Below are 14,227 nucleotides of genomic sequence, written 5' to 3' on the forward strand. Positions count from 1 at the left end.
GTCCGCCGACCATGGGACAGATGATCGAGTTTCAGCGCCCCGATGGGCAGCGCAGCCCCGCCTGGCTGGCCGATGCCGGCCCGGGCCGCCCCGCCCTGATCCTGATCCAGGAGTGGTGGGGGCTCAACACCCATATCCGCGAGCTGGCCGATCGCTTTGCGGCGGCCGGCTTCACTACCCTGGCCCCCGACCTCTACCGCGGCCGCATCGCCAGCAGCGCCGATGAGGCCAATCACCTGATGACGGGCCTGGACTTTGCGGACGCCACCCACCAGGACCTGGCCGGTGCCCTGAGCTATCTGCAGGCCCGCGCGCCCAAGGTGGGCGTGACCGGCTTCTGCATGGGCGGCGCGCTGACGATTGCCGCGGCGGTGCATCTGCCCGGCCTGTCGGCGGCATCCTGCTTCTACGGCATCCCGCCGGCCGAGTTTGCCGACCCGGCGCGCATCGCCATCCCCTTCCAGGGACACTTCGCCGATCGTGACGACTGGTGCACACCGGCCGCCGTGGACGGGCTGGTCAGTGCCATGCAGGGAAAATCTCCCGAGATCCACCGCTATCCGGCCGACCACGCTTTCTTCAACGACAAGCGCCCGGAGGTCTACGACGCCGGCTGCGCCGCCCAGGCCTGGGAGCGCACGCTGCGCTTCTTCCAGGACACGCTGAACGGCTAAACCTCTACCCTCAAGGGGTTCATTGCAGGTCCAGGGCATGAACACCGTCACCACATCGCCCGATGCTCCGCGAGATGTCTTTGGCCATCTGCAGGAGTTGGAAACCGCCTATCTTGACGGCGACTACCCGACCCTGCTGCGGCGGCTCCAGCAGTGGGAGGCCGCCTGGCCGGATGCGCCGGCGGCCCAGCGCGAGCGCGCGCGCATGCTGGGCCTGCACAGCCTCAGCAAACAGGGAGACTGGGCCACCCTGATCAAAGCCTGCGGTGAAGCGCTGCGCGGCGCCCAGTTCAAGCAAGCGTCCGCCCGGGTCCAGCTGCTGGTGATCTGGTCATTCGGCGAGCTGCAGATGGGGGCGCTCATGCGCGCCCTGGAGGTGGCCTGGGTCGGCCAGGCCTTGGCGCTGGAACTGGCTGATCCGAGCATGAGCGCCCAGACCCAGGAGCGTCTGGCCATGGCCGAGCTCTGCCTGGGCGACGCCGTGGCGGCCGAGAGCCATATGCTGGAATCCATTGGCTATGCCCTGCAACTGGGGGACCACGATGTCAGCCTGCTGCGCTACTCCAACGGACTCTTCCTCTTCAATGCCCTGAAGCTGGCACTGAGCGATCAGGGCCGAAGCGCCCAGGCCCATGCCCTGCGCCTGCGCATGCAACGCTATGTGACCCAGGGGCGCAAGATCGAGAGCCGGGCCCGCAAGCCCTATGAGCGCTGCATGTGGCAAGCCAATCTGGCCGTCTGGCAGCTGCGCAGCGGCCGCTGCCGGGAGGCCGAGCTCCGGCTGAGGCAGATTCACAACCAGGCCCAGCAGATGGGTTGGCTGCATATACGACGCTCGGTCGCCCTGGAGCTCGCAGGATTGGCCGCCGCAGACAAGCAATGGGAGCAGGCGCTGCACTGGCTGCAGGACGTGGCCCTGCCCCCGGAACTGCCGCCGCGGCGGCGACACGCGATCCAGATTGAATACGGTCTGGCCCAGGCCCTGGCTGCGCTAGGTCGCAGCGATGAGGCGGCACTGGCCGCAGCGCGGGCTCAAGCCCTGACCGATGACCCCATACAGGCCGAGGCGCTGGACAGCACGCTGAGTGAAGCCCTTAAAGCGCTGCTCACGCCCGAGCAGCTGGAGCAGTTGCACACCCGGCTCACGCTGGCACGACGCGGCCTGTCCAACAAGGCCCGACTGCGCATACGCGGTGTGGGCTGACTCGCGGGGGCCGTCCAGGCATGAGGACCTCAGCTAGACACAGCGGCCACGGGTGAACTTGGTGACGGCGCCATGCTGGCTCAGCTTCATCTCCCGTCCCGGTCGACCCAGGATCTCGTACATGCCCATTGAGCTCACCGCCAGCTGGCCCTCGACCAATTTCCAGCGGCCGCTCACCGACTGATTCCTCTCGCCCCAGACATATTGCCCATCCGGCTTCAGCTGCACCGGCACCTTCACCGCACCCAGGATCTCCACCTCGGTAATGCACCAGTCCCCCTGCACATCGGCGGGGGAGACAGAGCTTGCGCCGGACTGGGCGGCATCTTGCGTGGCTCGGGTGGCTGCGGGAGGCTGTGACGGCCTGGTGACGCTGGACTGCGGCTGCGGCACCGGTTCGTTCTGTCTGCCCAGCGACGTTTCCTTGTGCCCCTGTGCGCAAGGCAGCTGCTGAAAGCTGACCGAGCCCTGGGCATCGACACACTTGAACTGGGCCTGGGCCAGGGTAGCTCCAAGGCTCAACAAGGCCATGAAGCCGACTCGCAGAGCGCCATCGACCCAGTTTCCGACCATCATCTTGAATCCTCTCCGGCTGACATTCCAGGCCGCTGGGCGGCGGCCCGAATTGTGGCTTCCAGGCACCTCGGCACCGCATGGGAAGCCAGCGCCAGTGCGCAGTAGTTCACAGCGATCTGGCCCTTGCTCCCGAGGCTAGTAGCCCGGCAGATCCTTGAATTCCACCGTCCGATCACTGAACACGACCTGCTCGATGCTGCGCACGATGATGATGGCGCCGTCGGGGCTGCCGCTGAGCGCATGGGCATCGTGCTTGCTGCCGTTCGGCTCAAGATGCCGATAGGGGCCATAGGCATTGATGCGGGTCAGCCGTGCGGCGCTGCTGGGAAAGCCAACGATCAAGGTGTCGCGAGCCAGCCCGCCATCGACGCGCGAGAGTGTCTTGGCAGCCGTCTTGAGCTCGATCACATCGTCGCCGGTGCCACCCACAATGGTGTTGGGCGCGCGCGGCTTGCCGATCACGCGGTCTGCACCGGCGCCGCCGAAAAAGGCCGCATGAGCTTGCGCCGCCCCGCTGCCCTGGCCCTGGGTGGCCAGATCGCTCTGCCGCGGCGCATCGCCGCCGATGCTGGCGCCCGTGGTTTCAACCAGCAGGTCCACCAGGGTCGAGGTCGCACCACCTGTGGCCTCCACCTTCACGAACGCCGCAGCATCCCGCAGGGCGAGCAGTTCATAGGCCAGCGGATCGTCGAGCGGACGCACCCGGTCCAACTCGCCCACCCCGGCATAGAGCTGATAGCCCGCCGCGTCATAGACCGTCAGATTGAATTTCCATTCATTGCTGCTGGAGAAACGGTAGAAGTGCCCCTGCGTCAACTCGATGCGATACAGCCCCGAGCCCAGCAGCCGGGCCTGATGCGTCCAGCCATGCGCATTGCCGACCGGCGCGGCGCCAAAGGCCTTGGGGTCCACCAGACGGGCCTTGGCGGCATCCGCCTCCAGCAAACGCCACTCGATGTCATAGCCGTTGGGCTTGGGAATGTAGGCTGAGTGCACGGCCAGAGCAGGTGCAGGTGCAGGTGCAGGTGCAGGTGCGGGCGTGGGCGTGGGCGTGGGCGTGGGCGTGGGCGTGGGCGTGGGTGTAGGTGTAGGTGTAGGTGTAGGTGTAGGTGTAGGTGTAGGTGTAGGTGTAGGCGTAGGCGTAGGCGTGGGCATGGGCGCGGGTTCGGGCGCTCCCACCGGCGAGGTGGCAGGCGTTTCACCGCCCCCCCCACCGCCTCCGCAGGCTGCCAGCAGGAGGGCCAAGGTGGCCGCCACACAGCGTCCGGAACGCACATGGCCGGCTTCACGGATATCTCCGCGCCTTTTCATCATTCAGCTTCTCCCTGATGTTTCTGTGTCTCTGTCACACAGGCCCTTATCACAAGGGCCTGGTCTTCAAGGCAACGCAAGCGGCGCTGGGAGAGCCGACCGCGATTACCGATACTTACAAACGCCACAAGACCTGGGGACAAGGCGATGGCCCATCACAGGCAAGACCTGACCCTCTAAGGTGACTCTAGGCTGCAGCCGGCGAGTGCGCAGCGGACCTACTCCCAGCGCCAGTCACCCGGCAACCAACCCTGGCGGAACAGCTCCTGCTGGCGGTGCCAGGCGGGGTCCTGCAGTTTGCAGCGACCGCCGTCCTCAGGTGCCCAGCTGCAGCCCATGGGTGTCAGCGCGTCCTTCATGCGCTGGATCAGGGCTGCGTCCAGCGGCGCCTCGGGTGCCATGGCGGGCGCCAACTGCTGCTTCAGATGGATCAGGCGATTGAGGGCCTGGGGGGCCGACCAGGAGGTGGTGGAGCTGTCCACGGGCCAAAGACCCAAACCATAGACCGAGTCGGTCCGCAGCGGCGGCGCGGTGTTGAACTCCGGTCTGAAGCCTGGGCGGGTCATGCCGGTGCCGACGAACACGTCGATCCAGCGGCGCTCGGCTGCGCTGGGCTCGTCAACCGCCGGGCGCTGCCCACCCAGCACGCCATCGGCCGACAGCGGTGCGGCCTGCAGAGGGTGGTAGTAGCCGACGCGCACGCGCTGCGCCAGCTCCAGCACATCCAGGGGATGTGTCAGCGGCGACATCGCGCCGCCGGCCGATTGCACGCCAAGCACCGTCGGCGACTCGAAGAGCTGGGCAAAAAAGGGCCGCAAAGCCAGCATCAGACGGTTGGACTCTTCGGGCGACAGGCTGCCGCCGCAGTTCAGCGCCGTCCAGGTGATGGCCATGTCCTCGGCAAACCAACCGCCCGAGAGGTTCACATAGTCCACGCCGTGGCGCTGCATCACCAAGCCCAGACTCTGCGCCGCCCGCTGCGCCGCCAGCTCCAGGCTCGCCGCATCCTTGGCGCAGACACTGGCGCGCTTGGCCTTGAGCAGGGACTGGAAGGGAAATGGATCCAACACCACGAAGCCGGCCTGAGGACTGGCCTCGACCAGCTGGCTCAGCACCATATTGCCGTGGGGAATGCGATCCAGGACGGCAAAGTCGCGCGCGCCCTTGAGCAGGGGCCGCAGTGGCTCCAGCCAAGCGGATGGCACATGGCTGGGGCGCGCTTGCCCGGCGGCATCGCGGTACTGGAAGCCGTCGATGGCCCGCAACAGTTCGGCCCCCCAGCGCGGCGTGCTGGCGATCACCGGGTCGTAGGGCTCCACCAGTCCACTGCTTTCGCTCAGGCGGTAGTAGGCCAGCATGCGCGAGCGATAACGCAGTGTTGCGGCATGAGCGATGCCGCTGTCGATCAGCAGAATGGTCTGATCGGCGCGCAACTTGGCAGGCAAGGCCTGGCCCTGCGAAAAGCGGATGTCCTTGATCGGCTCGCAAGGGCCGGTCTGGCTCAGGCTGCAATCGATGGCAGCGATCTTGGTCCGCTGCTCGGCAACAAAGGCCTCGACCTGCTGGCGCAAGCCGCCCTTGTCGATACCTGGCGGATCCGTGAGGGGTGGTTGAGGGGCAATAGGCGGCGTGGGCTGCGGCGCAGGGTCGGCACCACCGCCACCACCGCAGGCTGCCACCATGGCCACCATGAGCAGCAGCAAGGCTCCCGCCCCCTTGCGAACAACAATCCCCGCTTCTCGCACACGCATCGCTCCGCCCTCCCCGGCCGCTTGCAGCCGCCGTGAAGGTCGCGCCTGTCAGGTCCCTGCAAATCTGCCGCGATTCGAGCAGATCCCGATGAGGCCTGCATGAAGCCTGCGCGCAGCGGGGTCATGGCCGTGCGATCAGCAGAGCCTCACACCCCCATCGGGGTGAGAGGGCAGGTGCAAAGCGGCCTCAGAGCTCCAGCACCACGCGGCCGTCGATGGCGCCGCGCTTCATGGCCGCGAAGATATTGTTGATGTTGTCCAGCTTGTCCGTGCTGTAGTGCGAGCGCACCTTGCCCTCGCCGGCAAACTGCAGGGCCTCCATCAGGTCCAGCCGCGTGCCCACGATGGAGCCGCGCACCGTCTTGGCATTGAGCACCACATCGAAGATGGGCAGCTCAAAGCTGCCCGGCGGCAGGCCCACGAGCGACATGGTGCCTCGCTTGTGCAGCATGCCCAGGCCCTGGGCAAAGGCGCTGCGCGAGACCGCCGTGACCAGCACGCCATGCGCGCCGCGCAGATGCTTCTGCACCTCGGCCACCGGGTCCTGGGTGGCGGCATTCAGACACAGATCGGCGCCCAGATCCCGGGCCAGCTTGAGCTTGTCCTCGGCCACATCCACCGCGATCACATGAAAGCCCATGGCTTTGGCGTACTGCACCGCCATATGGCCCAGCCCGCCTATGCCCGAGATGGCCACCCAGTCGCCAGGCTTGCAGTCCAGCACCTTGAGGCCCTTGTAGACCGTGACCCCGGCGCAGAGCACCGGCGCCGCGGGCGCAAAGTCCAGACCGGCCGGCAGATGGCCCACATAGCCGGGATCGGCCAGCACATATTCGGCGTAGCCGCCGTTGACCGTGTAGCCGGTCATCTGCTGGTGGTCGCACAGGGTTTCCCAGCCGCCCATGCAATGCTCGCAGTGGCCGCAGGCCGTGTGCAGCCAGGGCACGCCCACGCGATCGCCCTCCTTCAGATGCTTGACGCCCGCGCCCACACGCGCCACATAGCCCGTGCCCTCGTGGCCGGGAATGAAAGGCAGGCTGGGCTTGACGGGCCAGTCGCCCTCGGCCGCGTGCAGATCGGTGTGGCACACGCCGCTGGCCATGACCTTGACCAGCACCTGGCCCGGCGGCACCTCGGGCACCGCCAACTCATCAATCTCCAGGGGCTGGCCAAACGCCCGCACCACCGCTGCCTTCATCAGCTCTGCCATGTCTTGCTCCCAGTGGGTCAGTGAAGTTCACGAACACCCGGACTGTGCAGAGACTTTGTGAAGGCTTGCTTGAGCTGCATCAAGCGGCGACGCGGGGCGCAGAAAGCAGGCGCCCCGTCCCGTCTCCAATGCGCAGACTCAAAGGCGGAACTGCCCGACTACGCTTTCCAGGCGTCCGGTCTGCTGCTTGAGGCTTTCGGCCGCCGCCGCACTCTGCTCCACCAGGGCTGCATTCTGCTGAGTCATCTGATCCAGCTGCTGCACAGCCTGCCCGACCTGCGCGATACCGCTGGACTGCTCCACGCTGGCCGATGAGATCTCGCCCACCAGATCGCTGACCTTGCGGATCTGGGTCACGATGGTTTCCATGGCCGAACCGGCATCCTGCACCTGCTTGGCACCCATCTCCACGCGTTCCACGCTGGCACCGATCAGTTCCTTGATCTCCCGAGCGGCTTGAGCACTGCGTTGCGCCAGGCTGCGGACTTCGCCGGCCACGACCGCGAAGCCACGCCCCTGCTCGCCGGCCCGTGCCGACTCTACCGCCGCATTGAGGGCCAGGATATTGGTTTGAAACGCAATGCCATCAATGACGGAAATGATGTCCGCAATCCGGCGGCTCGATGCCGAGATCTGCGCCATGGTGTCCACCACCTGCTGCACGACCTCACCCCCCTGGGACGCAGAGGCATTGGCCGCCGCCGCCAGCTGGTTGGCCGCACGGGCGCTGTCCGCGTTCTGGCGAACGGTGGCGGTCAGCTCTTCCATGGACGCCGCGGTTTCCTCGAGGTTGGAGGCCTGGTTCTCGGTGCGCTGGGACAGGTCCGCATTCCCAATGGCAATCTCGTTGGCGCCATGCGCGATGGAGTTGCTGGTCTCCTTGACCGTGCCAACCATGCCGCGCAAGCCCGTCACCATGCTGCCCAGGGCGCGCAGCATCTTGCCGGTCTCATCGCCATTCCCCTCCGGCACGCGCACACTGAGATCCCCTTGTGCCACGGCCTCGGCCACACGCACAGCATCCTGCAAAGGCGCCGCGGTGACCCGCACAAGAAACCAAACAGCCACGGCTGCGAATCCGACCACCACGACAATGAATGCACCCAGAGTCCAGACCGACCTCTCGAAGCCCTGCTGGGCCTCCTCAGCAGCCTGCTTCATCTTGCCCACGCGCTCATCCGCCAGCGCACCCAGCGCGTCGGCCACCTTGTTCTCATTGGCGCGCACCTCGCCCCGCTTGACCTTGGCCGCGGGCACGTCGCCGGCTCGCAGCATGGTCATGATGGCCGCCTGCCCCTCCTGCAAAGGACCCAGCTCCGCAAGAAGTATGCGCTTCTGTGGGTGATCATTGCTCACACCCGCCGCCTTGTTGGCGCGCTCCAGGGCGGCCGAGAATTCGGCCAGCTGCTTCTTCATGTCCTGCTCATGCCCGTCAACGCCCTCTTCCTTCGTGTTGTAGATGATGGCGTTGCGCAGCGCGCGCCCAGACTTCACCAGGGCCGCTTCGGCATTGCCATACTCCAGCGTGGAGATGGCATCGCGCTGGTAAATCGTCTCCAGCCGGTCCTGCGACGCTCGCAATTCCCACAGGGACAAGAGGCCCTGGGCCACCAAGGCCAGGGCAAGCAGGGAAAAGACCACAAGCAACTTCTTGCCGAGGCTCAGATTCAAGAAAGCTTTCATCGTCGGACCTCCGGTAACAAAGCCCGCATATGCGGACGGGATCAAGACCACACTCAATCAGCGCCCGGACCATAGGGCAGCACCAGTCTCACCAGCAAGCCACCCTGCTCCGGGCTCAGCAGCTGCAGCTGCCCGTGCATCACGCTGCGGGTCAGGGACTGCACCAGGTTCAATCCCAGCCCGTAGTGGACCAAGCCCATGCGGGTCGTGAAGAAGGGGTCGCAGATACGGCCCATCAGCTCGGCAGGTACGCCGCAGCCGTTGTCAATGACATCGAGCTGTAGATCATCGCCTTCGCGTCTCGCACTGATCTTGAGCGCCGCCCCAGGCATGCCCGGCTCGAAAGCATGATCCAGCGCATTGCGCACCAAGGCCTTGAGCACCTGGGCAAGCGCCTCAGAGGGGCCGTGCGGCCACAGATCGCCGGGCACATCGTTGCTCACACTCACCCGCCGCTCAGCAAGCTCCTGGGCATGGCCTGCAAGCACATGCGCGGCGAGATTGCGCAGGGAATAGGCGGCACTGACATAACTCTCCACGCCGGCCACAATGTCCCGAAGCTGCTGCTGCAGATTGACGATCTGCATGCAGCCCCCATCGATCAGACGCAGCGCCTCGCCGCAGCCGGCGAGCAGCTCGTTCATCGCAGTTCGGCTCAGGGCGCGATGCTCCAGAGCATTCAGCAAGGCGTCGACATTGTGCTGAAGCGTGCTCGCCGCCAAGCGGACATTGCCCAGCGGCGTGCCGATGTTGTGCGCCATGCCGGCAACCATGCGACCCAGGGCCGCATGGTGACGCTCCTGCATCAGCCGGGCCTGCGCCAGCTGCAGCTCCTGGCTGCGCTGCTGAACCTCTTGCTCCAGCCCCGCGTTCAGGCGCGCCAGCTCCGCGGTTCGCTCTCGAACCTGTTGCTCAAGATGCTGCGCACTGGCCTCGATCTGCAGGCGCTGCTGGAACATTTCCAGAAAGATGCGAACCTTGGACAGCAGAACGAAGCCGTTGACGGGCTTGATCAAGTAGTCAATGGCGCCGGACTCATAGCCCTTGAAGCTATGCTGCTCGCTGTTCAGCCCCGCCGTAACGAAGATGATGGGCGTGCTGCGGGTCTTGGGGTTGCTGCGCAGCATGGCGGCCACTTCCATGCCGTCCATGCCCGGCATCTGCACATCCAGCAGGATCAGGGCAAAGCGATACCGCAGGCACTGGCGCAAGGCCTCCTGCCCCGACCCGGCCTCATGCACGTCCAAGCCGAGGCCACTGGCCTCCAGAAGCCCCCTCAAGGCCAGCAGGTTCTCGGGCAGGTCATCCACGATCAGCAGCTTGACCGCCGGTGACCTAGGCTCCATGCCAGCTGCCGGCGCATCGCCCGCTGACTCGGCGAGGGGCGGGACCTCAGAACTCATGCCACATCCTCGCACTTGCGGAACACATTGATGGCCAGGTGTTCCCGGGCATAGCGTTTGCGCATCCCGGTATCCATCAGCGCCTCGGCGCTGCCCAGCATCAGGCGCCCTCCACAACGCAAGCTGCGATCGAACAGGCGCTGAGCGCGGGCTTGCTGCACCGGGCTGAAATAGATCAGCACATTGCGGCACAGCACCAGACTCATCTCGCCAAAAACCTCATCGCCATTCAGATCGTGATACGCGAAGAGCATGCGCTCCCTGAACGCTGGATCGATCACGGCCTGCCCGGCTTCCACGCGAAAGTAGTCCAGAAAGCTTGCCTTGCCGCCGGCTCGGCAGTAAGCGCGCTGAGCCTGCTCCAGCACCGCCGGATCGTAGGCTCCGGCAAAGGCACGCTCGAGCGATGCGCTGTTGATGTCCGTCGCATACAAGCGGACACGAGGCCAAAGCCCGGCTTCCCGCAGCAGAATCGCCAGCGAGTAGGCTTCCTCCCCCGTGCTGCAGCCCGCATCCCAGATATTGATGCGAGGGAAGGTCGCCAAATAGGCAAACACCTGTGTTCTGAGCAGCTCGAAGTACTCCGGGTCGCGAAAGAACTCTGTGACCGAAATCGTGACGTGATGCAGAAAGTCGTCAAGCAGTTGCGGGTCACGGAGCAACAAGCCCTGGGCTTCAGACAGACTGTTCAACTCCTTGAGCGCCAGCCAACTCAGACAGCGGCGCATCAAGGACTCGCCAGGCAACCCGCGCAGATCGACCCCTTGCGCGTGATACAGGCAATCCAGCAAGGCCCGCATCTCCAAGGCTCGGAGCTCGCGCTCTTGCCTCGCCACGCTATTGCGTGCAATCAGGGACCTACCGCCGCCAGGTTGCACCGAATTCATGGCTGCGCCCTGCGACCGGCAAGACAGCGGAGCATCATCGGCAACAGCTTGTCGCCGTCTATGGGCTTGGAGATGTACTCGCTGGCGCCCGCGTCCAGGCAGCGTTGCCGGTCCGCCTTCATGGCCTTGGCCGTCATCGCGATCACAGGCAGTTGCCGCCAGCGCTCATCCTTGCGCAGTTGCTCGATGGCGGCATAGCCATCCATGACCGGCATCATGATGTCCATCAAGACGATATCGATGTCCGGATGCTTGGCCAGGCATTCCAGCGCCTCGGCGCCATGCTCGGCTTCCAGCACCTCAGCACCATGTATGTCCAGCCAGCTGCTGATGGTGAAAACATTGCGGACGTCGTCATCGACCACAAGCACACGCAAGCCTTGCAAGTCCTGCGACTGCGGCGAAGCCTGCTGAACCTCTTGGGGCGGCGCTTCGATTGCATCGGTGTCGGCCGCCCCCAGCAGCAAGGCCAACTCCATGCGCAAACGTTCGTGGCTGAGCGCACCCTTGATCACCACGGTATGCCCCCGCATATCCAGGCGGCGTTGCTGCTGCGGCGTGACCTCACGCCCGGTGTGCACCATGACAGGCAAGCTCTGAAGCTGGGGGTCCGCATCCAGCTCCTCCAGCAGATCAAGACCCGAGATGGCGCCCAAACCAAGGTCCAGCACCAGGGCGTCAAACCGTGTCTCGCGCAAACGCTGCAGCAGCTCTTGCCCCTCATTCAGCACACTGACCTGAACTTGCGGGCTGCTCAGCACCTGACTCAGGGCTTCGGCCTCGCGGGGGTCGTCTTCAAGCAGCAAGACATGGTGCCGGATGGGCGCCAGCGCCAGCGCATCGAACAGCTGAGCAAGCTCCTCGACCGTGAGCGGCTTTCGATGGAAACTCGCGGCCCCCAGCTCCTGGGCGCGCGCCTCATCATCGCTGGCGGTCACAAAATGCACGGGAACCAGGTGGGTGCGCAAATCGGCGCGCAGTTGTCGCATCAAGTCCCAGCCATTGAGGGTGGGCAGTTGCACATCCAGCAAAACAGCTTGCGGCGGCGCGGCTAGCGCCAGGGCCAAGCCCTCTGCACCGTCACGTGCCCACTCAACACTCAGGCCTCGGTCCTTCGCTTGCTGGCACAAAAGCTCACCCATGCGCTCATCGTCCTCAATCACGAGGACCTGGACCGGTCGCACGGCGCGGGCACGGGGCGCCTCGGCCGGACTCATGCCGGCCGAGGCGCCGCTCGCGGACTGGGCCTCAGACGACGGCTCGGCCAGGCTGGGCAGTTGCTGCTGCAGCGGCAGCAGCAGGCTGAAGCAGCTGCCTTGGCCGGGCACACTGGCCTTGAGCTCCAGATCACCCCCCAATCGACGCGCCAGCTCGCGTGAGATCGAGAGCCCCAGGCCTGTACCGCCATACTTGCGACTGACCCCACCATCGGCCTGGCGAAACGCCTCAAACACCAGGGCATGCTTGTCTGCGGCAATGCCGATGCCGGTGTCGCGAACCTCAAACTCCAGAAGACGCTCTGTCCCATGTGCTGCCAGTTGCACATGCAAATCCACGCGCCCCCGCTCGGTAAATTTCAGGGCATTGGAGAGCAGGTTCTTCAGCACCTGGCGCACGCGCGATGCATCGGTCAGCAGATGTGCAGGCACACCCGGGTCCGCCAGAACCTCCAGATCCACCCCCTTGGCACTGGCCTGCTGCTGGAAGAGCGCGCGCAGGGGATCGAGCAGTTCCCGCATGGGCACCGACGCATACTGGAACTCAAGCTGCCCGGACTCAATCTTGGCCAGATCCAAGATGTCATTGATCAGCGTGAGCAGATCATTGCCGGCCGAGTGGATGGTGTCGACAAACTTGAGCTGGCGCGCATCGAGGTTGTTGCTGCGGTTCTCCTTGAGAAGCGCCGACAGCATCAGCATGCTGTTGAGCGGCGTGCGCAGCTCGTGCGACATATTCGCCAGGAACTCCGACTTGTACTGGCTGGCTTGGGCCAAGTCAGCCGCCCGCCGCTCCAGCTCGGCCTGGCTGCTCTGCAACTCCTCATTGCGCTCATTGATCAAAGCCCGCTGAGCCTCAAGCTGGCTGCCATGCGCCTTGAGCTCCTGATTCGTCTGCTCCAGCTCCTCATGCTGGGCTTGCAAAGCCAGCGCCTGCTGCTGGGTACGCTCGAGCAAGGCTTCCGTACGCGAGCGCGCCAGCACGGCACCCATGCCCTGGCCGATCAGCTCACGCGCCTGATGCAGAAACTCACGCTCCAGCGCCGTCAACGGCTTGAAACCTCCCAGCTCCAAGACCCCGATCAAGCCTTGCAGATCATTGAGCGGCAGGACCAGCACATGGGTGCTGTCGCTGCGACCCAGGGCGGAGCTCACGGGCAGATAGTCGGCAGGCAGTGACTCATGCTCAAGCACCCTGTTTTCCTGGGCGGCCTGCCCCGTCAATCCCTCGCCCAGAGCCAGGCTTTCACCCAGCGCTCGCTCCGCCGGCAGGGCGTAGCCGGCACGCAGCTGCAGCATGCTGCTACCGGACTCATGCTCATACCAGGCGCCAACGGCAAAGCCTAGGCGCCCCGCCAGATACGCCAGGATCCGGACGGCGAGCTCGTCGCTGCCAAGGCGCAGCCTCAGCAGATCGGCCAGCTCGCCCAGCCCGGTTTTGAGCCATTCGCGCTCTTCGGCCGCCTGGCGAGAACGCTTCAGTGCATCGCTCATGCGGCGCAAAGACACCATCAAGCTGTCCGGCGCATTGGCGGCGACGGGCACCTCCACATCCAGATCGCCCGAGGCGATGCGGTCCGCCACCTGCGTGGCCTGCGCGGGATCGCCGCCCAAACGCCGCTGCATATCGCGCAGCAACAGCCAGGCAATCAGCAGACCGATGAGCGTGCTCAGCACCAAGGTCACGGTCTGACTGCGCTTGGCATCCGCCAGCACTTCCTGACCGAGTGCGCGGCGTTCGGCGATGCTGCGCTCCAACAAGTCAACGAACAGGTAGGTGCGCCGGATCAGTTCCAGCTGAGCCGGCCGTGTCTCGTCAATCAGGTTCTTCTTGGCCTCCGCGTAGCGACGATCACGAACCATCGCCACATAGGCGTCTTCGCGCTCGTTATAGATCCGCTTGGCGGCTTCCGCATCGGCCCAGGCCTCCCGGAGCCGCTGATCGCGCTGCACAAGCGCCTCGCCAATCTGCCCCTCCAGTGCGCCCCGGCGTACGCGCCGCTCCTCCAGAAAGCGCAGCTCATCGACCACGGCGGCCTCATCGAGGATGAGCATGTTCCGGGTGTGCCGGGCGGACTCCAGCTGAAGCACCAACAGGTCCATCGTCTTGTTCCAGACGCTGAAGTCGAGGTCTACCAGCCCGCTGAACTGATCCGAAAGCTGCACTACGCGCCGCTCGAGCGTCAGCAGATTCAGGGCAGGAATGAGCAGCAAGAGCCCCATGCCCAGAAGCAGCAGGGTCTTGAAACTCAGGCGCTGTTGGACCATGACCGAACCCGGTGGAGGCAGTGTGTTTGGCTCTGACTATGTC

Annotated in this window: 10 protein-coding genes; 2 read left to right on the forward strand and 8 right to left on the reverse strand. The window is 65.2% G+C overall.

Annotated elements, in window-relative coordinates; translation table 11 throughout:
• The first annotated feature begins 11 nt into the window (after window positions 1-11).
• Window positions 12-674: a dienelactone hydrolase family protein gene (locus tag ACK5F2_RS04100; RefSeq protein ID WP_409862984.1), complete on the forward strand. Its 663-nt coding sequence runs from the start codon at window positions 12-14 to the stop codon at window positions 672-674.
• A 37-nt stretch (window positions 675-711) separates the two neighbouring features.
• The gene (locus tag ACK5F2_RS04105) at window positions 712-1,878 is read left to right on the forward strand and encodes a hypothetical protein (protein ID WP_409862985.1); all 1,167 of its coding nucleotides are present in this window, start codon (window positions 712-714) and stop codon (window positions 1,876-1,878) included.
• A gap of 33 nt (window positions 1,879-1,911) precedes the next feature.
• Here ACK5F2_RS04105 and ACK5F2_RS04110 read toward each other — a convergent pair whose 3' ends face one another.
• The 8 genes from ACK5F2_RS04110 to ACK5F2_RS04145 form a co-directional block, all read right to left on the reverse strand.
• Window positions 1,912-2,454 (reverse strand): DUF4124 domain-containing protein, encoded by a 543-nt coding sequence (locus ACK5F2_RS04110; protein ID WP_409862986.1) that lies wholly within the window; start codon window positions 2,452-2,454, stop codon window positions 1,912-1,914.
• Window positions 2,455-2,589: 135 nt separating this feature from the next.
• On the reverse strand, window positions 2,590-3,450 hold the full coding sequence (locus ACK5F2_RS04115) for a hypothetical protein (RefSeq protein WP_409862987.1): 861 nt from the start codon (window positions 3,448-3,450) through the stop codon (window positions 2,590-2,592).
• Window positions 3,451-3,983: 533 nt separating this feature from the next.
• Window positions 3,984-5,468 (reverse strand): hypothetical protein, encoded by a 1,485-nt coding sequence (locus ACK5F2_RS04120; RefSeq protein ID WP_409862988.1) that lies wholly within the window; start codon window positions 5,466-5,468, stop codon window positions 3,984-3,986.
• Between the two features lie 235 nt (window positions 5,469-5,703).
• On the reverse strand, window positions 5,704-6,726 hold the full coding sequence (gene adhP, locus ACK5F2_RS04125) for an alcohol dehydrogenase AdhP (RefSeq protein ID WP_409862990.1): 1,023 nt from the start codon (window positions 6,724-6,726) through the stop codon (window positions 5,704-5,706).
• A 138-nt stretch (window positions 6,727-6,864) separates the two neighbouring features.
• Entirely contained in the window at window positions 6,865-8,409 is a 1,545-nt protein-coding gene (locus ACK5F2_RS04130; protein ID WP_409862993.1) for a methyl-accepting chemotaxis protein, read from the reverse strand.
• Window positions 8,410-8,462: 53 nt separating this feature from the next.
• Window positions 8,463-9,812 carry a response regulator gene (locus ACK5F2_RS04135; RefSeq protein ID WP_409862994.1) on the reverse strand — a complete coding sequence of 450 codons (1,350 nt, stop codon included), beginning with the start codon at window positions 9,810-9,812 and terminating at the stop codon, window positions 8,463-8,465.
• The gene (locus ACK5F2_RS04140) at window positions 9,809-10,603 is read right to left on the reverse strand and encodes a CheR family methyltransferase (RefSeq protein WP_409862996.1); all 795 of its coding nucleotides are present in this window, start codon (window positions 10,601-10,603) and stop codon (window positions 9,809-9,811) included. Before ACK5F2_RS04140 ends, ACK5F2_RS04135 begins: the two co-directional genes overlap by 4 nt.
• A 92-nt stretch (window positions 10,604-10,695) precedes the next feature.
• On the reverse strand, window positions 10,696-14,184 hold the full coding sequence (locus ACK5F2_RS04145; RefSeq protein WP_409862997.1) for a response regulator: 3,489 nt from the start codon (window positions 14,182-14,184) through the stop codon (window positions 10,696-10,698).
• Between the last annotated feature and the right edge of the window lie 43 nt (window positions 14,185-14,227).

This window comes from Roseateles sp. (genome assembly GCF_046300915.1).
Lineage (GTDB): Bacteria > Pseudomonadota > Gammaproteobacteria > Burkholderiales > Burkholderiaceae_C > Kinneretia.